25 protein-coding genes and 1 tRNA gene are annotated in these 25788 nt (G+C 58.4%); 13 read left to right on the top strand and 13 right to left on the bottom strand.

The features are described 5' to 3' along the window. Positions 1-452 precede the first annotated feature (452 nt). Positions 453-4295 carry a DUF3683 domain-containing protein gene (locus EGI20_RS06710; RefSeq protein WP_498630707.1) on the top strand — a complete coding sequence of 1281 codons (3843 nt, stop codon included), beginning with the start codon at positions 453-455 and terminating at the stop codon, positions 4293-4295. A gap of 302 nt (positions 4296-4597) precedes the next feature. After that, positions 4598-5383 (top strand): ferredoxin--NADP reductase, encoded by a 786-nt coding sequence (locus EGI20_RS06705; protein WP_498630705.1) that lies wholly within the window; start codon positions 4598-4600, stop codon positions 5381-5383. Positions 5384-5445: 62 nt separating this feature from the next. Here EGI20_RS06705 and rquA read toward each other — a convergent pair whose 3' ends face one another. Both rquA and paeA read right to left on the bottom strand, forming a co-directional pair. Next, positions 5446-6147, bottom strand: coding sequence for a rhodoquinone biosynthesis methyltransferase RquA (gene rquA / locus EGI20_RS06700; protein WP_498630703.1), 702 nt, complete (start codon positions 6145-6147; stop codon positions 5446-5448). An 89-nt stretch (positions 6148-6236) separates the two neighbouring features. Then, positions 6237-7553 carry a polyamine export protein PaeA gene (gene paeA, locus EGI20_RS06695; protein WP_498630701.1) on the bottom strand — a complete coding sequence of 439 codons (1317 nt, stop codon included), beginning with the start codon at positions 7551-7553 and terminating at the stop codon, positions 6237-6239. A 144-nt stretch (positions 7554-7697) separates the two neighbouring features. Between paeA and EGI20_RS06690 the strand changes: the two genes are divergently transcribed. Further along, on the top strand, positions 7698-8096 hold the full coding sequence (locus EGI20_RS06690) for an HIT family protein (protein WP_498630699.1): 399 nt from the start codon (positions 7698-7700) through the stop codon (positions 8094-8096). Here the strand turns inward: EGI20_RS06690 and EGI20_RS06685 are convergent. From EGI20_RS06685 to EGI20_RS06665, 5 genes are all read right to left on the bottom strand, one after another. Next, complete coding sequence (locus EGI20_RS06685) at positions 8093-8395, bottom strand: hypothetical protein (protein WP_124736189.1); 303 nt, start codon at positions 8393-8395, stop codon at positions 8093-8095. The two genes, EGI20_RS06690 and EGI20_RS06685, sit on opposite strands and share 4 nt — an antisense overlap. 364 nt (positions 8396-8759) lie before the next feature. Further along, entirely contained in the window at positions 8760-11066 is a 2307-nt protein-coding gene (gene topA, locus EGI20_RS06680; RefSeq protein WP_498630697.1) for a type I DNA topoisomerase, read from the bottom strand. Positions 11067-11266: 200 nt separating this feature from the next. After that, positions 11267-11716, bottom strand: a complete 450-nt coding sequence (locus EGI20_RS06675) for a Smg family protein (RefSeq protein ID WP_124736191.1) — start codon at positions 11714-11716, stop codon at positions 11267-11269. Positions 11717-11740: 24 nt separating this feature from the next. Further along, positions 11741-12841, bottom strand: coding sequence for a DNA-processing protein DprA (gene dprA / locus EGI20_RS06670; RefSeq protein WP_498630695.1), 1101 nt, complete (start codon positions 12839-12841; stop codon positions 11741-11743). Further along, entirely contained in the window at positions 12838-13842 is a 1005-nt protein-coding gene (locus tag EGI20_RS06665) for a LysM peptidoglycan-binding domain-containing protein (protein WP_498630693.1), read from the bottom strand. The genes dprA and EGI20_RS06665 overlap by 4 nt, the downstream gene beginning before the upstream one ends. 129 nt (positions 13843-13971) lie before the next feature. On the opposite strand from EGI20_RS06665, the gene def reads away from it, so the two are divergent. From def to EGI20_RS06630, 7 genes are all read left to right on the top strand, one after another. Then, a complete protein-coding gene (gene def / locus EGI20_RS06660) occupies positions 13972-14475 on the top strand; it encodes a peptide deformylase (protein ID WP_498630692.1) in 504 nt (167 codons plus the stop codon). Positions 14476-14543: 68 nt separating this feature from the next. Continuing rightward, complete coding sequence (fmt, locus tag EGI20_RS06655; RefSeq protein WP_498630690.1) at positions 14544-15461, top strand: methionyl-tRNA formyltransferase; 918 nt, start codon at positions 14544-14546, stop codon at positions 15459-15461. A 10-nt stretch (positions 15462-15471) separates the two neighbouring features. Further along, entirely contained in the window at positions 15472-16323 is an 852-nt protein-coding gene (htpX, locus tag EGI20_RS06650) for a zinc metalloprotease HtpX (protein WP_498630688.1), read from the top strand. Positions 16324-16389: 66 nt separating this feature from the next. Beyond that, entirely contained in the window at positions 16390-17640 is a 1251-nt protein-coding gene (gene rsmB / locus EGI20_RS06645) for a 16S rRNA (cytosine(967)-C(5))-methyltransferase RsmB (RefSeq protein WP_498630686.1), read from the top strand. Further along, a complete protein-coding gene (locus EGI20_RS06640; protein ID WP_498630684.1) occupies positions 17603-18193 on the top strand; it encodes a DUF4390 domain-containing protein in 591 nt (196 codons plus the stop codon). The genes rsmB and EGI20_RS06640 overlap by 38 nt, the downstream gene beginning before the upstream one ends. A gap of 5 nt (positions 18194-18198) precedes the next feature. After that, positions 18199-20310 (top strand): sensor histidine kinase, encoded by a 2112-nt coding sequence (locus EGI20_RS06635; protein WP_498630683.1) that lies wholly within the window; start codon positions 18199-18201, stop codon positions 20308-20310. Then, positions 20310-21578 (top strand): sigma-54-dependent transcriptional regulator, encoded by a 1269-nt coding sequence (locus tag EGI20_RS06630; RefSeq protein WP_124736200.1) that lies wholly within the window; start codon positions 20310-20312, stop codon positions 21576-21578. Before EGI20_RS06635 ends, EGI20_RS06630 begins: the two co-directional genes overlap by 1 nt. Positions 21579-21648: 70 nt before the next feature. On the opposite strand, the gene EGI20_RS06625 is transcribed toward EGI20_RS06630, so the two are convergent. The 5 genes from EGI20_RS06625 to EGI20_RS06605 all read right to left on the bottom strand — a co-directional run bounded on the left by EGI20_RS06625 (position 21649) and on the right by EGI20_RS06605 (position 24327). Continuing rightward, positions 21649-22131 (bottom strand): peroxiredoxin family protein, encoded by a 483-nt coding sequence (locus EGI20_RS06625; RefSeq protein WP_498630680.1) that lies wholly within the window; start codon positions 22129-22131, stop codon positions 21649-21651. Then, on the bottom strand, positions 22128-22550 hold the full coding sequence (locus EGI20_RS06620; protein WP_498630678.1) for an acyl-CoA thioesterase: 423 nt from the start codon (positions 22548-22550) through the stop codon (positions 22128-22130). The genes EGI20_RS06625 and EGI20_RS06620 overlap by 4 nt, the downstream gene beginning before the upstream one ends. Before the next feature lie 29 nt (positions 22551-22579). Next, complete coding sequence (locus EGI20_RS06615) at positions 22580-22942, bottom strand: VacJ (RefSeq protein WP_498630676.1); 363 nt, start codon at positions 22940-22942, stop codon at positions 22580-22582. Positions 22943-22956: 14 nt separating this feature from the next. Then, positions 22957-23667: an energy transducer TonB gene (locus EGI20_RS06610; protein WP_498630674.1), complete on the bottom strand. Its 711-nt coding sequence runs from the start codon at positions 23665-23667 to the stop codon at positions 22957-22959. A 195-nt stretch (positions 23668-23862) separates the two neighbouring features. Continuing rightward, a complete protein-coding gene (locus EGI20_RS06605) occupies positions 23863-24327 on the bottom strand; it encodes a Dps family protein (RefSeq protein WP_124736205.1) in 465 nt (154 codons plus the stop codon). 72 nt (positions 24328-24399) lie between these two features. Between EGI20_RS06605 and EGI20_RS06600 the strand changes: the two genes are divergently transcribed. Further along, complete coding sequence (locus EGI20_RS06600) at positions 24400-24702, top strand: DUF167 domain-containing protein (RefSeq protein ID WP_124736206.1); 303 nt, start codon at positions 24400-24402, stop codon at positions 24700-24702. Here the strand turns inward: EGI20_RS06600 and EGI20_RS06595 are convergent. Continuing rightward, the gene (locus tag EGI20_RS06595; protein ID WP_124736207.1) at positions 24687-25115 is read right to left on the bottom strand and encodes an FxsA family protein; all 429 of its coding nucleotides are present in this window, start codon (positions 25113-25115) and stop codon (positions 24687-24689) included. The two genes, EGI20_RS06600 and EGI20_RS06595, sit on opposite strands and share 16 nt — an antisense overlap. A gap of 15 nt (positions 25116-25130) precedes the next feature. Here EGI20_RS06595 and cutA point away from each other — a divergent pair, with 15 nt between their 5' ends. Together cutA and EGI20_RS06585 are read left to right on the top strand one after the other, a co-directional pair. Next, entirely contained in the window at positions 25131-25454 is a 324-nt protein-coding gene (cutA, locus tag EGI20_RS06590; RefSeq protein ID WP_124736208.1) for a divalent-cation tolerance protein CutA, read from the top strand. A gap of 183 nt (positions 25455-25637) precedes the next feature. Continuing rightward, positions 25638-25713: transfer RNA gene (locus EGI20_RS06585), tRNA-Lys, on the top strand. Positions 25714-25788 lie beyond the last annotated feature (75 nt).

Genomic DNA, 25788 nt, shown 5'->3' with positions numbered 1-25788 from the left:
ACTCGGGACTCGGGACTCGGGACTCGGGACTCGGTCGGGACTCGGGACTCGGGACTCGGGACTCGGGACTCGGGACTCGGGACTCGGGACTCGGGACTCGGGACTCGGGACTCGGGACTCGGGACTCGGGACTCGGGACTCGGGACTCGGGACTCGGGACTCGGGACTCGGGACTCGGGACTCGGGACTCGGGACTCGGGACTCGGGACTCGGGACTCGGGACTCGGGACTCGGGACTCGGGACTCGGGACTCGGGACTCGGGACTCGGGACTCGGGACTCGGGACTCGGGACTCGGATTTCAGTGTTTCGGCCAAGCACGCTCGCGTCAACGCCGCAGATCCCGGTTCCCCGATCCCTATTCCCCATTCCCCTATCATCATCACCGTTTTTCGCAACGCAACATCTAGGATAGAATAAGAGCATTATTTTCCTTCCTCGCTGGTAGCCTCGATGAACGCCCCCGCCCATCCGCGCATCCGTGAAATTCCGTACAACTACACCTCCTATTCCGACCGCGAAATCGTAATCCGCCTGCTGGGCGAACCGATGTGGGACAGTCTGAATACCTTGCGCGGCGAGCGCCGTACCGGCCGCTCGGCACGCATGCTGTTTGAAGTGCTGGGCGATATCTGGGTGGTGGACCGCAACCCTTATCTGGTCGATGACCTGCTGGACAACCCCAAGCGCTTGTCAGCCCTGACCGAAGCCATGCGCCACCGACTGCGCGAAATCGAGAACCGGCGCGACGGCAATGACACTGTCGGCCGCATGATTGCTGCGGCCCATGCCGCCGTAAATACCTTCGAAGCGCAGTTCAGCGAAACCCGCGAACTGCGCGCCCGCGCCCTCAAGGCGCTGGGCAAGCACACCCGGCGCGACAATATCCTGTTCGACGGTCTGGCCCGGGTATCGCATGTAACCGATGCCACCGATTGGCGCGTCGAATATCCGTTTGTGGTGCTGTGCCCGGATAGCGAGGCCGAGATCGCCCCCTTGGTGCGCGCCTGTATCGCACTGGGGCTGACCCTGATCCCGCGCGGCGGCGGCACCGGCTACACCGGCGGCGCAGTGCCGCTGGACCGGCGCTCGGCGGTGATCAATACCGAGAAGCTGGATCAGCATCGAGGCGTGGAATACATCGGCTTGCCGGGTCTGGAAGGCCAACGCGCCACCATACAATGCGGCGCTGGGGTGGTCACCGCACGCGTGTCGGAAGCCGCCTCGGCTGCCGGCCTGGTCTTCGCCGTCGACCCGACCTCGGCCGAGGCCTCGTGCATAGGCGGCAATGTGGCAATGAATGCCGGCGGCAAAAAGGCGGTGCTGTGGGGTACGACGCTGGACAACCTCGCCTCCTGGCGCATGGTGGATCCGGACGGAAACTGGATGTTCGTCGAGCGACTAGCCCACAACTACGGCAAGATCCACGATATTGACAGCGCCACCTTCCGCGTCAGCCGCCTCAAGGACGATATGCAGACGGTTGTCTCCAGCGAGGAGCTGGTGATACCGGGTTCGGCTTTCCGCAAGGTGGGTCTGGGCAAGGATGTCACCGACAAATTCCTCGCCGGCCTGCCCGGCGTGCAAAAAGAAGGCTGCGACGGCATTATCACCAGCGCGCGCTTCGTGCTGCACAAGATGCCGGCGCATACGCGCACCGTCTGTCTGGAGTTTTTCGGCACCGTCGCCCAAGCCACGCCGGCTATTGTCGAGATTACCGACTACTTCAAGCCGGCGGGTGCCGGCCTGCGCGCAGGCGTGCATCTGGCCGGGCTCGAACACCTGGACTGGCGCTATGTGCGTGCGGTCGACTACGCCACCAAGGCCAAGGGGCGCGGCCGGCCCAAGATGGTACTGATTGCCGACCTGGTATCGGATGACGAAAACGCCGTTGCCGAAGCCGCCAGTGCCGTGGTGCGCTTTGCCAATGCCCGCACCGGCGAAGGCTTTATCGCGGTGACGCCCGAGGCGCGCAAGAAATTTTGGCTGGACCGCTCGCGTACCGCCGCCATCGCCCGCCACACCAATGCCTTCAAGATCAACGAAGACGTGGTGATTCCGCTGGACCGCCTTGGCGACTACTCCGACGGCATTGAACGCATCAATATCGAGCTGTCTATCGCCAACAAGCTGCGCCTGATCGACACCCTGCGCGAATGGTTCCATGGCCCGCTGCCGCTGGACAAGCAGGGCATAGACATGGCCAGCGACGAGATTATCGGCGACCGGCGCGCCGCCGCCCTGTCGCTATTGGCGATTACCCGCGACCGCTGGCAATGGCTGCTGGACAATATGGATGCGCCTTTTACCGACTATATCCAGCGCTGGCCCAAGGCACCGCTGGAAAACACGACCGAGCAGCCGCAAACCGTATTTACCGCCATGCGCGACTTCGCGCTGCGCGTCAGCTGGAAGAACGAGCTGTTGACCGAGTTCGAGACCCTGTTCTCCGGCAAGTCCTATAGCGGCATACTCGATGCCTTGCGCACCCAGCAGCAAAAGGTGCTGCGCGGCCGCGTATTCGTCGCGCTGCATATGCACGCAGGTGACGGCAATGTGCATACCAACTTGCCGGTCAACTCCGATGACTACGATATGCTGCAAACCGCACATAAGGCGGTGGCACGCATCATGGCGCTGGCGCGCAGCCTGAACGGCGTGATCTCGGGCGAACACGGCATCGGCATCACCAAGCTCGAGTTCCTGACCGAAGCCGAGATCCAGCCCTTCCGCGACTACAAGGCGCGCGTCGATCCCAACGGCCACTTCAACCGCGGCAAGCTATTGCCCGGCGCCGACCTCGCCATGGCGTACACGCCGTCATTCGAACTCTTGGGCGCGGAGTCGCTGATTCTGGAAGCATCCGAAATCGGTGAAATCTCGGACATGGTCAAGGACTGCCTGCGCTGCGGCAAATGCAAGCCGGTGTGCTCGACCCATGTGCCGCGTGCCAACCTCTTGTACAGCCCGCGCAACAAGATCCTTGGCGTCGGCCTGTTGACCGAGGCTTTCCTGTACGAGGAACAGACACGGCGCGGCGTCTCGCTCAAGCACTTCGAGGAGCTGTCCGATGTGGCCGACCATTGCACGGTGTGCCACCGCTGCGTCAAGCCTTGCCCGGTCAATATCGATTTTGGCGATGTCTCGGTCGCCATGCGCAATTTCCTCAGGAAAACCGGCAACAAGAAGTTCAACCCCGGCACCGCTGTCGGCATGGCCTTCCTGACCGCCAAAGACCCGGCCACCATCAAGGCGATGCGTGTAGGCCTGACCGGCATCGCCTATAAGGCACAGCGTCTGGGCTTCGAACTGGGCCGGCGCGTGGGCCTCACCAGCAAAAAACAGACCCAGCCGGCCGCCACCGTCGGCACCGCCCCGATCAAGGCGCAGGTGATCCATTTCATCAATAAGCCGATGCCGGGCGGCCTGCCCAAGAAAACCGCGCGCGCGCTGCTGGATGTAGAGGACGCCAATGTGGTGCCGGTGATCCGCAACCCCAAGGTCGCCGAAGACGCCGAAGCGGTGTTCTACTTCCCCGGTTGCGGTTCGGAGCGCCTGTTCAGCCAGGTCGGTCTCGCCACCCAGGCCATGCTGTGGCATGTCGGCACCCAGACCGTGCTGCCGCCGGGCTATCTGTGCTGCGGCTACCCGCAAACCGCCTCCGGCTTTGCCGACAAGGGCGAGCAGATCACTACCGAGAACCGCGTGCTGTTCCACCGCATGGCCAATACGCTTAACTACCTCGATATCAAGACCGTGGTGGTCAGCTGCGGCACCTGCTACGACCAGCTGGCCAAGTACCGCTTCGAGGACATCTTCCCCGGCTGCCGCATCATCGACATCCACGAATACCTGATGGAAAAAGGGGTGAAGCTGGAAGGCGTAGCCGGGCAGAAGTATATGTACCACGACCCCTGCCATACGCCGATGAAAGCCTACCAGCCGATCAAGGTGGTCAATGAGCTGATGGGTGGAGGCGTGGCGCTGAACGACCGCTGCTGTGGCGAGTCCGGCACCTTTGCCGCGGCGCGCCCCGACATCGCCACCCAGGTACGTTTCCGCAAGGAAGAGGAAATCAACAAGGGTCTCTCGGCACTAGGCGCAAGCGACAAGCCGGTGAAGATTCTCACCTCCTGCCCGTCCTGCCTGCAGGGCTTGAGTCGTTACAGCCCGGATACCGGTACAGAGGCCGACTATATCGTGGTCGAAATTGCCAAGCATGTGCTGGGCGATAACTGGATGAAGGACTACGTCGACAATGCCCGCAACGGCGGCGTAGAGCGCGTCTTGCTGTAAACCGGATGGCCGCCCTAGGGTGGCCATCTGGGGCCCCCGGGAGCATAATCCTATGCGAGGCGAAGTTCATTCCTGACGGGAATATCGAACCGCGGGCTAAAGAATAAAAAAGAATAAATTCAGCGAAAACAAATCGTTCTTTCCCCGAGCACTGGCATCTAAGATGCGTTTTGTCTGCTGGTATATGGATGGCAAGACCGGATGCGTGATGAGTTCGGCAAGAATACAAGATGCATGACTCGTGCCGGATACCGGCAGGGCAACTGCAAAGTAAACAGACTCAAACAGAAAGCTTTAAGCCCATGGCTATTCCCGCAAATATGACCGCGGAGCGCGTACTCAGCGTCCGCCACTGGAACGACACCCTGTTCTCGTTCACCTGTACCCGCGACGAAAGTCTGCGTTTCATCAATGGCCAGTTCGTAATGATAGGGCTGGAAGTGAACAGCAAGCCGCTGATGCGCGCCTACTCTATTGCCAGCGCCAACTACACCGAAGATCTGGAATTCTTCAGCATCAAGGTGCAGGACGGTCCGCTGACCTCGCGTCTGCAACACCTGAAAGAAGGCGATACCGTTCTCGTCAGCCGCAAGCCGACCGGCACGCTGGTGCAAGACAATCTGCTGCCGGGCAAGAATCTGTATCTGCTCTCCACCGGCACCGGCCTTGCGCCTTTCATGTCCATTATCCAAGACCCGGATGTCTATGAGCGCTACGACAAGGTGATTCTCACCCATGGCGTGCGCTACAAAAACGAACTGGCCTATGAGCAGTTCATCACCGAAGAGCTGCCAAACAACGAGTATTTCGGCGAAATGGTGCGCGAGAAGCTGATTTACTACCCGACCGTCACCCGCGAGCCATTCCGCAATCAGGGCCGGCTGACCGATTTGATCACCTCAGGCAAGCTCGCTGCCGACATCGGCCTGCCCCAGATGTGTCCGGAAAACGACCGCGTGCTGATCTGCGGTAGCCCGATGATGCTGGACGATCTGTGCCATATCCTTGACGGCATGGGTTATGTCGAAAGTCCGCGCATGGGTGAGCCCGGCCATTACGCCATCGAGCGCGCTTTCGTCGAAAAATAATCGCCACTTACCGACACAAAAAAGGCTGACACAAGGTCAGCCTTTTTCCATGAATCGGTCGCTTAACGGCGTTTGACGCGCACAACCTGATATACGCCGCCAAAAATGGTTTCCTTCTCCCACACAAACTCATCCTTGCGCGTGGCGTAGGCACTGATTTCCTTATGCCACAAGGCTTCGGCAAACGGCTCCAGCCAACGGTTTACATACTTCAACAGCCAGCCTATCGGCTGCCAGGCTTTCGGCCCGTGGTAATCGACAAACACCAGTTCGCCATCCACTGCCACCTGACTCAGCATATTGTCGACGATGGCCGTCTTAAGCGCTTCCGGGACCTCGTGCAATAGAAAGAAGCTGCACACCAGATCGAACGGCGCATCGCCTTGCCAGGTCGAGGCATCGGCACGGATTACTTCGGCCTGCGGCCGGTCAGCCAGCTTGGCAAGACTGTGCTCGATCTGTACCGGCGTAATATCGGTCAGCGTGAAATGGCCGTCTGGCCCCACCTTGTCGGCAGCACGCTGCACCAGATCGCCATAGACATGCGCCACCTGCCACACACGCGAGCCCGGACGGATACGCTCGAGATAACGGCGCATCAGGCGCTGGTCATTCATGAACAATAAAGTGCTGACCACGATATTGCGGTCTAACAGACCGGCTTTGACCGGATTGACGTAAGCCCAGTCATACACCTCGGTCATATAGTCGGGCACGCCCTCGTAATAGGTCGCCCGCGTACGGCGGGGAGGATTGGTGCTCATCAAAACACTCCGAGGCTAATCATGCATAAAAAATATCAGAACCTAGTAATGTTTTTATTGAGCCAAGCCAAACAATTGTTGGCTGGGTATTAAATAGAAGCTTCGGTAAGCGGTGCAGTATCGGCCTGACGCGTAACCAGGATCTGGTCGATCTTGTGGTTGTCGATGTCGACCACCTCGAACTTGTAACCCTCCCATACCACGCAGTCGGTGCGCTTCGGAATTTTGCGCAGCATATACATCAAAAATCCGGCCACGGTTTCATAGTTTTCATCGCCAGGCAGATGGTCGATAGATAATGCACGCAGTACATCTTCAACCGGCGTCATGCCATCCACCAGCCATGAACTGTCATCGCGCTTGATGATCTGCTCTTCAATATTCTGCCCGACCAGATCGCCCATCACCGTACTCATCACGTCATTCAGCGTAATGACGCCAACGACCAGCGCGTACTCATTAAAGATGACCGCAAAATCTTCACGCGTACTCTTGAAACGCTCCAGCACCTCGGACAAGGACAGGGTATCGGGAATCATCAGCACATTCTTGATCATGCCCGCCTCTTTCAGCGACATCTTGCTGCCGGAAATCAGGCGACGCAGAATTTCCTTGGATTCGGCGTAACCGATCACGCTGTCTATCGAGCTATCGCACACCAGGAATTTGGAATGCGGCTGCTCGGCAATCTTCTGCTTGATGCTGTCTTCCGATTCATCCAGCTTGAAAAACACAATGCTCTCGCGCTGCGTCATCGACGAAGGCACTGCGCGATTTTCCAGTTCGAAAATATTTTCGATGACCTGATGCTCGTTCTTGTGCAGCACACCGGCTTCAGCACCGGCATCTACCACAGCAAAAATATCGGCCGAGGTAATCACATCCTTGCGTATCAGCGGCAGACCCAGCAGACGGAAAATAGCATTAGCCAGTCCGTTAAATGCCCATACCAGCGGCAACAGGACTTTTACGCAGAACAACATGGGACGCACCACGCGCACTGCGACACGCTCCGGCGAACTCATACCGATACGCTTGGGCACCAGATCCGCCAGCAGAATAAACAGCGAGGTCACCAAGGCAAAAGAACAGAGAAAACTCACGGTCTCTACCCATGCTCCGCTAGAAAACAGACGGAACAGCATGGTAAAAGTCGGCGTAAAGGCAGCCTCGCCCAGAATACCGCCCAGAATGGCAACAGCGTTCAGGCCGATCTGCACCACGGTAAAGAAATGGCCAGGCTGCTCCTGCAGGCGCAACACGCGCTCGGCATTGGCATTACCCTCATCGGCCATGACTGTCAGGCGCATTTTGCGCGAGGCAGCAAGGGAAATTTCGGAGATGGAAAAAAATGCGCTGACCACTATCAGCAACGCAATCACAGCAATATTGTTCAACAGACTCACAAGCTTCACCTCAATCTTGATACGGTGCAAAAACTCATTGGAATAGAGAGAACGCATCCGCAAGCCGGAAAGAGTATAGCAAAGCTCGCCCCTGCGCCGTTGGCATGCGTACAATTCAAGCACAAAAGCGACGGAGCAAAGACTATGCAATGTGAACTATGCACCCCAAGCGGGCTTGATATCCTGTATCAGGATGAAAAACTGTACATCATCCTGGTGGATGACCCGCACTATCCCGGATTTTGCCGGGTCATCTGGAAGGAGCACGTCAAGGAAATGAGCGATCTGGATGTCGCAGACAGCCGCTACCTGCTGGACTGGGTGCTGCGCTGCGAGCGGGCACTCAGAGTCGTCATGCAACCGGACAAGATCAATCTGGCAAGTCTGGGCAATGTCGTGCCGCATCTGCACTGGCATGTCATCCCGCGCTTTAGCGACGATGCCCACTTCCCCGCGCCCATCTGGGCGACAACCCAGCGCGCGGGCAAGACCCGGACAATGCCGGATCTTGCCGCACAACTGCGCTTGGCTCTGACAAGCTAGACGCGCCGGTAGATAAAGCCGGGAAAGACCAGGATATGATCGAAGGCCGGAACCTCATCACCGGCCTTCTGCGCACCAACCAATACCCAGCAGACTTTCCCGGCCCATAACTCACGATAAACCGGGCTGCCAGCCTGATAAAACAGCAACTGGCGCCCGGCAAACTGCTCGGGCAGCAACATGTCGTGTACCGGTGCCGGCACCAGCATCGCGATCGTCATGCTGTCGAGTTCGTTAATCTGCTCCTGTTCTGCCCAGTAAATACCGAACAGCATAATAAAAAAAGGTATCGGTAACATGACCCAAGCCCCGGACAAAAAAAACATCAGGGTCAATACGGCCGATCCGGTCAGGAAAAAACGGCTGCCCATAAGCATGCTGGACTCCGATCACAAGATACCATGAACACTCAATGAAAAACGCCGCCAGACTCGGCGGCGTTTTTAGCCCTAAGGCATTCCGGTCCGTCTAAGGTACCGTAATGGCCGGAATGAATCCGGCTCTTTAAAACGGGATAACGACTCCCGTGTTGCCAATATAGGTGCTTATTCATCCGTGTTCTGAATGAATTCGGGCGAATACGGATTCCGTACGCATCAAATGGCTGGCCGACGCAAAAAATGCCGCACTAGGCGGCATTTTTACGGCGAAAGATCTACCTATTTATTCAGCAGACTCGACCGGCTCGGCCTTAGCTTCCGGCGGCGCAATCTGCTCGGCGTAACCGCACTCCTTCTGCGGACACACCTTCTCGGTACCACGACGCTTGGTGACCTTGATGGTCAGGATAGGCCAGTTGCACTTGGGGCAAGGTTCGGCAACCGGCGGATTCCAGGTCGCGTACTTGCAGTCCGGATAGCGATTGCACGAATAAAACAGCTTGCCGTAACGGCTCTTGCGCTCGATCAGCTGGCCCTGTTTGCACTCAGGGCACTCGACACCCGTTTCCTTAGGCTTTTCCAGCGGCTCGATGTGCTTGCACTTCGGGTAGTTGGCACAGCCGATAAACTTGCCGTAACGCCCCTTTTTCACCACCAGTTGACCACCATCCTTGGGGCAGACCCGGCCTTCAATGATTTCCGGAGCTTCCGGCTCGGCGGCATCCTCGGCACTCTCATGCAGATCGCGAGTGTAGTCGCACTCGGGATAGCCGGTACAACCAATAAACCGACCGCGCTTGCCGAAGCGGATATTCAGCGGCTTGCCGCACTTTGGACAGGCCTCATCCAGTGCTTCGGTGGTAATGGATTCGCGCGAAATGCCTTCTTTTTCCACCAGTTGCTTGTGGAAACCCTTCCAGAAGGTGTCCATGACCGGCACCCACTGCCGGTCACCGCTGGCAATTTCATCCAGCTGGTTTTCCAGCTTGGCCGTGAAGTTGTAGTCGACGTACTGGCTGAAATGCTCGGTCAGGAACTTGTTGACGATCTCGCCAGTATCGGTCGGCATGAAGCGCTTCTTGTCCAGCACCACATACTCACGATCCTTCAGCGTAGAAATAATGCTGGCGTAGGTCGACGGGCGGCCAATACCGAACTCTTCCAGCGCCTTCACCAGGCTGGCTTCGGAGAAGCGCGGCGGCGGCTGGGTAAAATGCTGCTCGCCGTAGAGCTTGTCTACCGGCAGCACATCGCCCTCGGCCAACACAGGCAACTTGGCATTGTCTTCGTCTTCGGCATCGTCCACATCCTCCTCGTACACGGCGAGGAAGCCGGCAAACACCTGGACCTGGCCGCTGGCGCGGAAGATACCGGGTCCGACCTGGATATCGACACTGGTGGTATCAAACTTGGCCGGTGCCATCTGGCACGCCAGCGTGCGCTTCCAGATCATGTCGTACAACTTGAACTGGTCGGTCGTCAGGAAGGGCTTGAGTGCCTCGGGCGAGCGGTAAATCGATGTCGGCCGGATGGCTTCGTGCGCTTCCTGCGCATTTTTCGCCTTGTTTTTGAACGTCACCGGATTCTTGGGCAGAAACTCGCCCTCGAACTTGTGCTCGATATAGTGGCGGATTTCGGTCACAGCCTCGGCTGCCAGCGCCACCGAGTCGGTACGCATATAGGTAATCAGACCGGTTGTGCCCTGCCCGCTATCCACACCTTCATACAACTGCTGTGCGGTACGCATGGCGCGGTCGGTGGTCATACCCAGCTTGCGCACGGCCTCCTGCTGCAGCGTCGAAGTGGTAAACGGTGCAGCCGGATTACGCGTCTTCTTTTTCTTCTCGATCGCCGACACCACGGCCGGTTGGTCGACCAGACGCGCCAGCACCTCGGCTTGGGCCGCATCGCTAGGCATGGCAAACTGATCCAGACGCGCCCCGTCCAGCTGCGACAGCTTGGCACCGAATTTGGTGCGCCCCTTGTGGCTATCCAGATGTACCGACCAGTACTCCTGTTCGGTAAATGCCTTGATCTCGTTCTCGCGTTCGCAAATCAGGCGCAGCGCCGGGCTTTGCACCCGGCCGGCACTCAGACCGCGACGGATTTTTTTCCACAGAAGAGGCGACAGATTGAAGCCAACCAGATAGTCCAGCGCACGACGCGCCTGCTGCGCATCGACCAGATCCTGTGCAATTTCACGCGGGTGGGCAATCGCATCCAGCACCGCATTCTTGGTAATTTCATGGAACACCACGCGCTGCACGGTCTTGCCCTTGAGCAGCTTTTTACCGGCCAGAATCTCGACCAGATGCCAGGAAATCGCCTCGCCTTCGCGGTCCGGGTCAGTGGCCAGATAGATATTATCGGCCTCGCGCACCGCGGCGACGATGGCGTCCACATGCTTGCTGTTGCGCGCGATGAGCTGATACTTCATCGCGAAACCCTTTTCCGGGTCGACCGCGCCATTCTTGGGCACCAGGTCTCGCACATGGCCGTAGGAGGCGAGGACTTCGAAGTCCCCGCCCAGATATTTTTTCAGCGTCTTCGCCTTGGATGGCGACTCGACGATCAAGAGGCTAGAAGGCATGTCAGAATCGGCTTTCTTTACCCGTCTTTATGCGGGCGAACACATCCGGTATCCATCAAACAAAACAAGAGCACCCGTTATGCCTGCGCTCTTGAATCACATCGCTGGCCATGCCAAGCGGGGGGCGATGGTAAGCCCATCAAGCCGCCACCCGCAAGTTGCCCATGGCAAAAACCTTGCATGGCGGCTCAACTAAGCACTTACTGCATGGTCGGATCGCCATGCACGGCAGCCAGCAGTTCTTCCCCCATTAATACCGGCAGCTCGGCCTGCTGGCTCCACAACACCAGCAAAGCCACCAGCCTTGTCACCACCGGGTTTACATCATCTGCATCCAGCGCCAGCAAGCGGTCTATCACCAACTCACGCTGCGCCGGCGTCAAAGCCTGGTTGTCTTCGAGAAACTGGATAAATCCACGCACTTCTACGCTCAGTCGCTCCTGCTCGTCTTCGCTATAAAAGCGCAGACCGGAGCCAGCATTGACACCCATAAACGGTTCGGGGTTCATCCCCTCCAGCCAGTCGAGTGCATCGACGATTTCATCGTCCTCGAAGCCGGCGGCTTCCAGCTGGCGCGTCAAATGCTCCCGTTCGGGACGGGATGCAGGGTCATCGTATTGCTCAAAAAGAAAAGTCAGAACATCAAACATCAAGGGCTTTCGAGAGAGGCAGAGTCAGCGCAGGCGCTGGTAACAGCCACCAGGCAGGCTGGCGACCCTACCCTGTATTTCAAGCTCGAGAAGCATCGGGTAAATCGCCTCTGCCGTCAACCTAAGACGGGCAAGCAAGGTATCCAACGCTACCGCGTCATAGCCCATTTCCGCCAATAAAGCCTCAATCGCAGGATCGTCCGCCGAGGCAACATCCGGCTCGGCGGCAGGCTCCGGCACCTGAGTATCGGCAGGCATCGCCGTGCCGACCTCCTCCAGAATATCGTCTACGGTTTCTACCAGCCTTGCGCCCTGCTTGATCAGACGGTGGCAGCCACGCGACTGAGGACTCAGGATGGAACCGGGTACGGCCATCACTTCACGCCCGGACTCCAGCGACAGGCGCGCAGTGATCAGCGAACCGGAGTCCAGCGTCGCCTCCACCACCAGACAGCCACGTGCCAGGCCGGCAAGGATGCGGTTGCGCTGCGGGAAATGCCCCGCCAGCGGCCCGGTACCCAGCGCAAACTCGGACAGAATCAGGCCATGCTCGGCCAGGCGATGCGCCAGGGCGCGATTGGATGATGGATAGACACGGTCTATGCCGGTGCCAATTACGGCAATGCTGGACGCGGGCGTCGCCAGCGCGCCTTCATGCGCGGCCGCATCGATGCCGGATGCCAGGCCGCTGACGATGGTATAGCCCTGCTCGCCCAATTTTTGCGCAAACAGCCTGGCCGTCTGCAGCCCTTGCGGCGTCGCCCTGCGGCTGCCAACGATGGCCAGCATGTCCTGCGCCAAGAGTTCGCGCCGGCCACGGGCAAACAATAAAGGCGGCGGTGAGTCTGACTCGGCCAGCCGCGTCGGATAGTCGTCATCATTCAGGGTCAGCAAGCTGCAGCCGGCCCCCTGCGCCCATGCCAGCGCCGCATCGGCTGCGCGCTGCCCTTCACCGGAAAACCAGCTATCCAGCTGCCTGGCATCCAGACAGACCGCGAGTGAGCTGCGGCTTTCACGCACCGCGATCGAGGCACTGCCGAAGCAGGCAAGCAGGCGCAAAAAACTGGACGGGCCTATGCCCGGTGTCAACGCCAGCGCCGCCCAGTCTGCCAGTGCCTCACTCATTCAGGCTGGCCCAGCGTATCGCCGACATTGACGGCCTGGGTCGTGTCCAGCAACAAACCGTAGGACACCTTGTCGAATACGCGGTAAACAAACAGCTGTGAAATTTCAGGCGCAGGCAAAGTCACTTCCTTGCCGTCGACCTTCACGCTGCGCGGCTTCTTATAGACGCCAAACACATACCCCACCTCGGCGCCATCACGTGCGCCCCGATTGATCACGACACTGGAGTATTGCGCGGCATCGGCGACACCACCGTAAATCGAGACCACCTTGCCGCCCATGGTAGCCGGAGCTTCATGCGGCACATAATTAAGCACCGGCACTGTCTGGTACCTGATCAGACGGTCACCAATGGCAATTTCTTCGACACTGCTTTTCACCTGCAAGGTACTGACCGTCGTCCCAAGATCAGTCACCGCCAGATCACCGCCATAAATCACTTCGAAGCCCAAGCTTTCCTTGCTGTCCGGATCCTTCAGCTCCTTGCCGGCACGAAATGCCTGCCATACACCGGCACTGTCCAGTGGCTGCGAATAGGCGGTGTTGCCTTGCGCCAACACTACCCTGTCGTCAGCGCCGGCAATAATGCGTGGTGCTGCAGTAAACTCGGCCTGCTCCACTACCAGCGGGCGCTTGAGCAAGGCAGCAATGCGTGCCGCCGGGATCGAGCGGATAGCATCCGAGTCTTCCACCCGTATCTGAGGTGACAATTTCACCACACGCTGCCCCTTTTCCAGGCGCAATTTACCCGTTTCCCTGTCCAGTACCAGCACATCGCCCGGGTAAATCCAGTGCGGATCACGTATTTCACTGCGGTTCATTTGCCACAACTGCGGCCAGCGCCACGGGCTGGACAGATAGCGCCCGGAAATAGCCCACAAGGTGTCACCACGCTTGACCACATAGCGCGCAGGCGCGTCATCGCGCAGCTTGAGCGTATCGGCCTGCACCATGCCGGCAAAGCTCAAACCCAGGAGTAGCGGTATAATGCGTTGAAACATGGATAATGCCCCCATATAAACGGCACCGGCGCCTATCAGCGGGCGCGTCGTGTAATTATTTTGCAAACGGGATAATACCCTTATTATTGTGCGCGCAATAAGCATCAGACAATCTGGAATTAGTTAGCCATGGCACTTCTCACTATTTTGCAATACCCGGACGAGCGTCTGCATACGGTGGCACAGCCGGTCAAATCGGTAGACCGCACGATCAAGACCCTGATCGACGATATGGCCGAGACCATGTATGCCTGCCGTGGCATCGGTCTGGCCGCCACACAAGTCGATATACACCAGCGTATCGTGGTGATCGATACCAGCGAAGACAAAAGTGGCCTGACCGCCTTTATCAATCCGGAAATCATCGAGTATCACGGTGAAACCGTCTATGAAGAGGGCTGTCTGTCTGTTCCCGGAATTTACGACAAGGTCACACGCGCCGAGCGGGTCAAAGTGCGCGCGCTGGACAGCAATGGCCAAGCCTTTGAACTGGACGCCGACGGTTTGCTGGCTATCTGCATCCAGCACGAAATAGACCATCTGGATGGCAAAGTCTTTGTCGAATACCTGTCCAAGCTCAAGCAGGGTCGTATTCTGACCAAGCTGAAAAAACGCGACAAACACAATATGTAAACGGGCCGGTGCATACGCCCCACGGGACACGCCATGCCGTGTCCCTTGTCATTTAAAGGACTTGAGTCATGAAGCTGATTTTCGCCGGTACACCCGAGTTTGCCGCGGCGGCGCTGGATGCCCTGATTGCCGCCGGCCACGAGATTGCCCTGGTACTGACCCAGCCCGACCGGCCGGCCGGACGCGGCATGAAGCTCAAGCCCAGCCCGGTCAAGCAACTGGCGCTCTCACATGGTCTGCGCGTCGAGCAGCCGTCCAGCCTGAAAAACGAAGAAGCGCAACAGATGTTGCGCGACATCGGTGCCGAATTAATGGTGGTGGCCGCCTACGGCCTGATCCTGCCACAAGCCGTGCTTGATATACCGGCACTTGGCTGCCTGAATATCCACGCTTCGCTGCTGCCGCGCTGGCGTGGTGCTGCGCCTATCCAGCGCGCCATTCTGGCGAATGATGGCGAAACCGGCATCACCATCATGCAGATGGACGCAGGGCTGGATACCGGTGCCATGCTTTCCATCTATCCCTTGAGCATCAGCCACGAGGAAACAGCGATCAGCCTGCACGACAAACTGTCGGCACTGGGTGCGCGTGCCATTGTCGAAACGCTGGCCACGCTGCCCGGGCTCACGGCTGTCGTACAGCCGGAAGAAGGCGTGAGCTACGCCCAGAAGCTTAATAAGGAAGAAGCCCGCGTCAACTGGCAACAGGATGCAAACACCATCGCCCGCGCCATTCGCGCTTACAACCCGGCACCGGGTGCCCATACCCTGCTGCAGGGCGAGCCACTCAAGCTGTGGATGGCCCACGCCATGACCGGCACGGCGACACCCGGCCTCGTCGTCGAGGTATCTGCCGACGGCATTATTGTCGGCAGCACGGAAGGACTGGTGGTACTGACCACGCTGCAGGCGGCAGGCGGCAAGCGCCTGCCCGCACGCGAGTTTGCCGCCGGGCGCAACCTTGTCGGCGTGCAACTTGGCGCCTGAGGGGCGACACATGACGGAAAACTGGCTGAAAACCACCTTGCTGATGGCCGCCATCATCGCCTTGTTCGGCATGATCGGTGCGCTTTTGGGCGGCAAGAGCGGCATGCTGCTGGCGCTCATGCTGGGCGGCGCAATGAACTTCTACGCCTGGTGGAATTCGGATCAGGCGGTGTTGCGCATGTATAACGCGCAAGAAGTCGATGCAAACAGTGCACCCGAGTTCTACGGCATGGTGGCCGAGCTTGCCGCTCGCGCCCAAATGCCGATGCCGCGCGTTTATGTGATCCACGAAGACCAGCCCAATGCCTTCGCCACCGGCCGCGACCCGGAGCATGCTGCAGTGGCGGCCACCACCGGCATCATGCGCGTTCTCGACTATCGTGAGTTGCGCGGCGTCATGGCACATGAACTGGCGCATGTCAGACACCGGGATACGCTGATCTCGACCCTTTCGGCCAGCATGGCAGGGGCGATTTCAGCACTGGCCAACTTTGCGCTGTTTTTCGGAGGACGCAACAGCGAGGGCCGCGCGGTCAACCCGCTGGCCGCGATGCTACTCGCCCTGCTGGCGCCCTTAGCCGCCAGCCTGATCCAGATGGCGATTTCGCGCTCGCGCGAGTTCGATGCCGATCAGGGCGGTGCCGAGATTTCCGGCGACCCGCTGGCGCTGGCTGCGGCGCTGGCCAAGATAGAACATGTCGCACGCGGCATTCCGCTACCCTTGGCCGAAGCACATCCGGAAACCGCACAAATGATGATCATCAATCCGCTCTCCGGCATGGGCATGGACAATCTGTTCCGCACCCACCCGTTGACCGAAGAGCGGATCGCACGACTGAATGCCATGGCGCGCGGGTACTGACCGCGACGGGCAAACCCCAACACCGGCTCCCGCCTTTCTGTAGCCGGTGAAATTAAAGAGAACATCATGCATCGCACGCAGGAAATGGCCGCGCAAGTGGTCGAACAGGTCGAGAACGGCCGCACGCTAACCGAAGCACTGGTACGATTGCTACGCGCCGATGCCGATATTTCCACATCAACCCGCGGTGCGGTTCAGGACATCAGCTATGGCGTGCTACGCCACAAGGGCGAGTTGAACTACTGGCTGCGGACCCTGGTCCCCAAGCCGCTGCCCTACCCGGTGCTGGAGCGCCTGCTGCTGGTCGCCCTCTATCAGCTGGCCTATACCCGCGCCGCGCCTTATGCGGTAGTCGACCATGCGGTCAAGCATGCCGGCCATATCGCCGGTGGCCGCCTCAAGGGCCTGGTCAATGGCGTATTGCGCAATTTTCAGCGCCGCGAACAGGAACTGCGCCAGAGCAGCACCAGCAATGAAGAAGCGCATTACAACCACCCGGCGTGGTGGATACGCAGCCTGCGCCGCGCCTATCCGCAAGACTGGCAGGCCGTACTACTGGCCAGCAACACCCACCCGCCCATGACGCTACGCATCAATGCCCGGCTGGGTGATGCCAGGCAGTATATGGCCAAGCTGGAGCAGGCAGGCATGAGTGGCACCTTACTGGGCAGTCACGCCATCCGCCTGGCTCGTCCAGTACCGGTGCGTGAATTGCCCGGCTTTGCCGAGGGTGAATTTTCGGTGCAGGATTTTGGTGCACAACAAGCCGCGCCCATGCTGGATCTGGCTGATGGTATGCGGGTACTGGATGCCTGTGCCGCTCCTGGCGGCAAGACTTGTCATATGCTTGAGCTGAACGACATCGACGTCACCGCGCTGGATGTGGACGAAAGCCGCTTGCTGCGTGTGCACGACAACCTCGCACGCCTCAAACTGCCGGCCAAAGTGATAGCCGGCAATGCAGGCCAACCCGATACCTGGTGGGACGGCAAGCCCTTCGACCGCATTCTGGCCGATGTACCCTGCACCGCCTCCGGCGTGGTGCGCCGCCACCCCGATATCAAATGGCTACGCCGTCCCGGCGACTTTGCCGAACTAGCCACCCAGCAGCAGCAACTGGTGGATGCGCTATGGCCGCTGCTCGCCAGTGGCGGCAAAATGCTATACGCTACATGCTCGATTATGCCGGAAGAAAATGGCCAGCAACTGACGGCCTTTCTCGCCCGCCACGCCGACGCCCGCCTGGTGAACGCAGAACAGCTACTACCTTGCCCAGACCATGACGGCTTCTATTACGCACTGGTTGAAAAAACTTAGTCTAGGCCTGCTGCTTGCCTGCAGCCTGGCTGCGCCTGTATTGGCTGACGATATCCGGGCTCAAAAAGCCGAGGCCGAGATCAGCGAGGGCAAGCTGCAACTTGCCACCCGCTTTGTCACCGACTTGCCTCCGGACTTGAGCGAGGCCCTGCAGCAGGGCGTCCCGTTGACCTTCAAGCTGGAGTTCGACTTGACCCGGCCGCGCACCTACGCCTATTACACGACCTTGCGCGACTGGTTCGAACCGATGGCGACGCTGGACTTCCGTCTCAGCTATTACCGTTTCACCAACCGCTATCGTGTCAGCATAGGCTCGCTCTCGACCCACTATGCCACACTGGATGAGGCCTTGCGCGCAGTCGGCAATATCAGCAGCTGGACGGTACTGGATGTATCGGACTGGGACAACAGCGAAACGCGCCGTCTGGCCGGACGCGTACGCCTGACGCTGGACATCGGCGCCCTGCCCAGACCGTTTCAGCTCAATGCCTTTGGCTCACGCGACTGGACGCTAGCGTCTGACTGGGTAGACGTCAAATTCAACAGAAAATAAGCCGCATGCGCTCTTCCATCGTTGCTATCGCCATCGTGGCCATTGTTCTGCTGTATCTGCTTGCCATTGCCACCGGCAATACCTCGTCACTCTCCAGCTATTACTGGCCGGTCTTTGCCCTGAACAGCCTGCTGCTAGTGGGCCTGATTGCCGTGGTAATACGTCAGGTGCTGCGCCTGCGCCGCCGGGTCAAGACCCGGGTATTCGGCGCCAAGCTGATGCAGAAAATGGTGGTGATGTTCACCATCGCCGCGCTGGTGCCGGGCATGCTGGTTTTTACCGTGTCGGCGCAGTTCCTGAACCGTAGCATCGAGAGCTGGTTCAATGTGCGGGTAGAAAATGCGCTGGACAGGGGGCTGGATCTGGGGCGCAATGCGCTGGGTTATGTCCTGTCCGACCTGTCACGCAAGGCGCGCGTCATCAGCAATGAAATTGCCGATCAGCCGGATGATGCCGTCTCCTTGCGCTTGTCGCGCTTGCGCGAACAAATGGGCGTACAGGAAGTCTCCGTTTTTGACCGCAATGGCCGGCTGATCAGTTTTGCCGGGCCGGACAGCGCAAGCTACCTGCCCGAACTGCCATCAGCAGCCCAGATTCGCCCGCTTAAACTACGCGAGCCTTTGCAAAGCATAGAGACCAGCCGTGACGGCAACATCATGCTGAAAGTGCTGCTCAGCTACCGGAATTACGACACGGGTGCGCTACAGATACTGCAGATACTGCAGCCGGCTCCCGCGACGATTGCCCGCGATGCCGACCTGATCGAAGATGCGCGTACCGAATACAGTCAGCTGCTTTTGGGGCGGGATGGACTGAAAACCTTCTACACCCTGACCCTGCTGCTGGTCTTCTTGCTGGCCATCACCGCGGCGCTGGCCTTCGCCCTGTATTTTTCCGAACGCATGTCGGCCCCGCTGTCCGAGCTGGCAGCCGGCACCCGCGCCGTGGCACAGGGCGACTTTTCCAAACGCCATCCGGTATACCGGCGTGACGAGCTGGGCATACTCACCTCGATGTTCAACCGCATGACCCAGCAACTGGAAGAGGCGCGCCAGACTGCCGAAGAAAGCCGTCACCAGTTACAAAACAGCAAGCTCTATCTGGAGAGCATTTTGGCCAACCTGACAGCCGGGGTCATCGCCTTTGATCAGCAAGGCCATCTGCGTGCAGCCAACAGCAGCGCAGGGCGGATTCTGGGACAGGACTTTGCCGAACTGGCCCCCTATGCCCTGCCCGAGTGGTCACGCCAGGCCCCTGTACTGACACCGCTAATCGATGTCATCTATGGCGAGGGCAGCAGCACGCATAATGACTGGCAACGCCAGATCGAATACACCCACACCCAAGGCAAGCGCACTTTACTGGTACGCGTTTCACGCCTGCCCGAACGCTCCGATGGGGGCTATGTCGCCGTGTTCGATGACATTACCGAACTGGCTCGCGCCCAGCGCGATGCCGCCTGGGGCGAGGTTGCCAAGCGGCTGGCGCATGAAATCCGCAACCCGCTAACCCCAATCCAGCTGTCGGCCGAACGCATGGCCATGAAGCTCTCTCCCAAGCTGGAGGGGGCGGATGCCGACCTCTTGGCCCGGGCAACCGATACCATCATCAAGCAGGTTGCCGCACTCAAAGGCATGGTCGATGCTTTTCGCGACTATGCCCGCGCCCCGCGTACGAAACTGGTACCGCTGGATCTGAACGAGGTCGTACGGGCGGTACTGACCCTGTACGAAGGCAGTACTCCAATCAGCCTGGATCTTGCGGCTAAACCGTTAAAGATCATGGGGGATGAGGCCTTGCTCAGACAGGTTCTGCATAACCTGCTATTGAATGCGCGAGATGCAACTCTTGACGTTGGCATGCCAATCATTCACATTAGCAGTCGTAACGAAGAGCGGCAGGCCCGAATCATCATAGAAGACAATGGTTCAGGCTTTGCCGCCGATATTCTGACTCGTGCATTCGAGCCCTATGTGACAAGCAAGACCAAGGGCACGGGACTTGGCCTTGCCGTCGTCAAAAAGATTATTGAAGAGCACCATGGTCAGATTACCTTGGCCAACGCCGACACCGGTGGCGCCCGCATTCTGATCGCTTTGCCCTTGTTGGAGAATTAATGCGTAGCAGCGATATTTTGATTGTTGACGATGAGGTCGGTATCCGCGAATTGCTATCGGAAATCCTGCAGGACGAAGGATATACCGTGGCCGTCGCCGAAAATGCAGAAGTAGCGCGTCAGCTCAGAAATCAGACCCGTCCCGCGCTGGTCCTGCTCGATATCTGGATGCCGGATTGTGATGGCGTAACCCTGCTCAAAGAATGGGGCAAATCCGGCCAGCTCAATATGCCGGTCATTATGATGTCCGGCCATGCCAGCATAGATACCGCGGTCGAGGCCACACGCATAGGCGCATTCGACTTTCTGGAAAAGCCGATAGCACTACAAAAGCTGCTGTCCACGGTACAGCGCGCCCTCAAATATGGCGACATGCAGGCCAATACCTCGCTCAATCTGGACAAGCTGGGCAAGAGCGAACCGATACATGAACTGCGCCGCCAGCTTGAGCGCGTATCAAAAATCAAATCTCCAGTCTTGTTGACCGGGGAACCGGGAGCCGGCTTCGAACTGGTCGCCCGTTTCTTCCATCACGGCAGCGCGCCCTGGGTCACCCCAGGCAAGCCCGAGCAGCTGGCGGATGCGCCGCTGGAGCTGCTGCAAAAGGCCAATAACGGCGTGCTCTACCTGTCCGAAATCGGCCAGTACAACCGCCGCATCCAGCAAGGCCTGCTGTTTCTCCTGTCCAAACTCGACCGTTTCAATGTGCGCCTGGTCTGCTCGTGCAGCCGCCCACTACAAGAGTTACTGGTCGATGCCGAATGCGACAACCGTCTGCTGACAGCCTTATCCAGTGTGATCATACCGATCCCGCCACTGCGCGAGCACTCGGAAGATATCATGCTGATCGCCGAGCAGCTGCTGACCGAGCAGATCGAGTCCAAGCAGGTTCCGGCACGCAAGCTGACCACTTCCGCACTGAATGCCCTGCGCCAATATAACTGGCCGGGCAATCTGGAGCAGCTCAAAGGCATTATCAAAAGCCTGGCATTGACCGCGGAAACCGATGCTATCGATGCGCCCGAAGTCAACAAGGTGCTGGCCCAGTTTCGCCACGATAAGCCTGTGGAAGAAAGCGGTTTTGATTTCACTTTGCCGCTGCGCGAGCTACGCGAACAGCTGGAGCGCCGCTACTTCGAACACCATATCGCGCTGGAGAACGGCAATATGAGCCGGGTCGCGCAGAAGGTCGGTCTGGAGCGCACCCACCTCTACCGCAAGCTGAAGCAACTGGGCGTGCGTTTTACCCGCAAGCAGCTGGAAGAATAAAGCACCGCTCCCAAAATGAAAGCCCCCGCCTGTTCTCAGGCGGGGGCTTTTTTGCGTGGTGCAATCAGGTTTACAAACTCTGCACAATCAGCTGCTTGATTTCATCAAAGTTCATGATACCGACGTAGCGCTTGACGATATTGCCATCGCGGTCGATCAAAAAGGTAGTCGGTGTCAGCTCCACATCGCCGAACGCCTTGGCAATCGCACCATCCGTATCCATCACCACCTTGAACGGCAAGGTATTCTTGTCGGCATAGGCTTTAACATAATTGGGCGGATCGTAACTCATGGCCACGGCAATGGTCTCGAAGCCTTTTGCCGCATACTCTTTATACATCTGCTGCATATGCGGCATCTCTTCGATGCAGCCAGGACAACTGGTTGCCCAGAAGTTGACCAGCACCACCTTGCCTTTGAGATCGGCCTGATTCAGGGTTTCGCCAAACAAGGTGGTATAACGCACATCAGGCGCGGCATGGCGGGAGAATGCCACCCAGGCCACAGCGCCCGCCAAGACCAGCACCAGTACGACAGCAAGCCACTTTTTCATGCCACGCTCGCCTTATCTTCCTGCAAGCCCTGCAGCAAGGCCAGCAATTCTCCATCGATAGCGACGGCCTTGCCCTGACGGCTGTCGAAAGCGACAAAGGTCACATCCGCCTCGGCTACCAGCTTGCCGCTGCCTTGCAGCACTACCCGCTGGTGCATGACCGCCGAGCGATTCCCTAATGACTTAACCGAAGTCTCGATCGCCAGCTCGTCACCGATGGTCGCAGCATGGCGATAATCAATATTGATATTGACCACAATCAAGGCGAGGCCGGACTTCATAAAGCGCGGCAGATCCGATTTATCCTCGAAAAAACTCCAGCGCGCCTCCTCCAGAAACTCGAGATAACGGGCGTTATTGACGTGGCTATACAGATCCAGATGATAGCCACGCACCTTGATGTGCGTAGTGTGTGCCATGATTTCCCCTTATTGCCGACTGTTATTATTTAGAGATCAAACGGGCGAAAAGCTTCGCGCTCCAGCGCCTCATCCACCAGATCGGTCACGATGGGATGAATTTCAACATCGAACCAGGCCTGAAACAGGGTGATATCGCGCTGCTGCGGCCACAGCGTCTCATCAGCGCACCAATCGGCCAGCTCAGCCTCGAACAACATGCTCAGCCGATCGGACATAAAGCCGGCCACCATATCCATATCATCGGCAGGCGGGATCAGCAGGGCATTGGCGCTGGCGCGTAAAGCTTTCAGCGAGACCTCTTCCGGCTGGCTGCCGGGCAAGGCACACAGCCAGTCAAGAAAAGGCTGGCGCGGTTTCAGCAGCACCAACGAGCGGTTTACTTCATACATAAGAGATCCTTGACTCAGCGGGTTGAGAGTTCATTGTCGGAGCTAAAGCTCCATTTGCGTGCGATTTCCAGCGAACCGAACTTAGCGGCAAGCCCCGGAGGAAACGGCGCAAAAGGTGAGGCCATTCGCACGATATGCAGCGCAGCCTCGTCCAGCACGGGCTGACCTGAGCTGCGTAAAATACTGACGCTAAGCAAGCGCCCATCAGATCCCAGCACGGCCTTGAGTACGAGAGAGCCGAACAGGCCCTGGCGGCGAGCCTCGTCAGGATAATTCAGCTTGCCGATGCGCTCTATTTTAAGGCGCCAGTCCTCAGCATAGCGCGCCCACTCGACCCCGCGCGCGCTCACACCGAACACGCCCCGCTTGGGGGCGGCATCATCAAAAGAAGTACGCATCCCGATCTCGCCCTGCTGCTGTGCCGCCAACTCCCGCGCCTGCGCCAACAGGCTGTCTGCACTCGGCAGGGATTCACCCTTTCCGGCAATCGCATAGCTTGAATGATCAAGGGTCAGGCGCTCATGCCGGACTGTTGCTTGGGCACGCCCCTCAGGTGCAATCCCGCTACCCGAGACCGCGGGCCTGGGCTCGACAGGCGACATGATCCGGGACTCGGGCACGGCCGTGCCACCACCGAGGCTATCGGCCTGCGCCAGTTCGCGCGTGGTTTCAGGCGGTTTTTCCAGTGTGGGCTTATGCAGCAGACTGACCTTAAGCTCGGACATGGAGGCACTACTGCCAGTTAAAGGCTGCAACGACACCGAAGGCCAAGCCAACAAGATCAAGTGAAGGGCGAGCGACAATAGCAGCGCAACCTTGATAAAAGTTGCGCTGCCAATACGCACAGCAGGCGTGAAATGCGGAACGGCACTCATCCGGCTGCACGCACGCAGAAAGTGGAAATAGGCATGGCGCCCAGTTTAACGCACCAGAAGGCTACGCAACATCCATGCAGTCTTTTCATGTACTTGCAGACGCTGGGTAACCAGATCGGCTGTTGCTTCATCAGCACACTGTTCGATCAGCGGGAACAGCGCTCGCGCGGTGCGGCATACCGCCTCGTGCCCGGCCACCAGCTGGACAATCATGTCTTCAGCCTTGGGTACGCCCTCGGCTTCGGCAATGGACGTCAGTGCGGCAAACTGGCCATAGCTGCCAGGCGCGAAGTGGTCGAGTGCGCGAATACGCTCGGCAATCGGGTCTACCGCCAGCCACAATTCGTTGTACTGCTCTTCGAACATCAGGTGCAGGGTGCGGAACATGGGGCCGGACACATTCCAGTGGAAATTATGCGTCTTCAGATAAAGCGTATAGGTGTCCGCCATCAGTTTGGACAAGCCATGCGCAATGGCGGTGCGGTCTTCAGTCGAGATACCGATATCCATGAGTCAATCTCCTTGGGGGGTCTGTGGGAATGTGCTCTAAACTACGCCTTTTGAGCGCAAGTCTTGCAAGCGATGAAACTCTGGTTAAGCCAGCACACACAAGCTGTGCGTCTGACACTGCATGTCCAGCCCGGCGCCAAGAAAACCGAGTGTGCCGGCGAACATGGTGATGCACTGAAAATACGCCTGAACGCACCACCGGTCGATGGCAAAGCCAATAGCGCGCTTATCGCCTGGCTAGCCAAACAACTGGATTGCCCCAAACGCAATATCACATTATTAAGCGGTGAAAAAAGCCGCCATAAGATTATCGAAATCAGCACCAGCCTGACGCCGGACGAGGTGCTGATGGCGCTGGGTTATTTGTGCAAGTGACGGTCGCGATCCACGGTCTCGTCTACCCGTGTGTATTCGCCTTCGATCGCACCATCGGAAGGTGCGGCACCATCCGGCATGCGCACCTTGGGCCCCGGGCCGGAGAGTGGCAACAGCAGGATGATAGCCAGCACATCGCTAATCACGCCCGGGATCAGAAACAGCACCCCTGCCAGCAGGTAACGAACCGGCCACAGCAGCGAATAAACTGAGACATTACCCTTCTGGTTGAACAAGGCGCCCAAGGTCAGCAACGTACCGATGCGCTGGTTGCGCAGCATGGCGATGCCGATCAGGGCGCTGCACAACACCCAGAATAAAACAAAACCGCCACCCAGCTTGTCGGCCATATAAACCAGGGACGCAATTTCCACAAACGGGTAAGCAAGAATAATCAATAAAATAGCGCGCATGAAATGGAAGCACCGATGAAAATACTGTTTGTCGTCTGCAATACGCCGAATGAGGCGATTGCCATGAATATAGCCCGTGCCGTTGTGGGCGAAAAACTGGCCGCCTGCGCCAATGTGCTGCCACCTTGCCGTTCGGTCTACCGCTGGCAGGGCCAGATGGAAGAGGCAGAGGAAGTGCCCCTATTGATCAAAACCACGGCCGCCGCGTACGCACAGCTGGAAAGCCGGCTGGTCGAACTGCACCCGTACGAGGTACCGGAAATCATTGCCCTGCCGCTGGAAACCGGCCTTGCCGCCTACCTTACATGGGTTACAGAGCAAACACTTTCAAGCCCCTGAAACCCCATTACATCATTGGATAGGCAAAAGGGGCAACGGTTCCGGCAGATGAATGAGAATGCCAAAAGCCTGATTCGTCCGAAAGCGGTTGACTGGACGGCGCGCTGTCGGTATAGTCTCGTTCTCTCTTGTGAGGCATTGGCGCAAGCCGGTAAATCATAAAAGAAACCCTGATTTTATCGGGGGTCGTTAGCTCAGTTGGTAGAGCAGCGGACTTTTAATCCGTTTGTCGCAGGTTCGAATCCCGCACGACCCACCAAAAAATCAGACCCCGGCGTTTATTGGGGGTCGTTAGCTCAGTTGGTAGAGCAGCGGACTTTTAATCCGTTTGTCG

The organism is Aquitalea sp. S1-19 (genome assembly GCF_024343515.1).
This window is presented reverse-complemented; position numbering and strand designations above follow the sequence as displayed.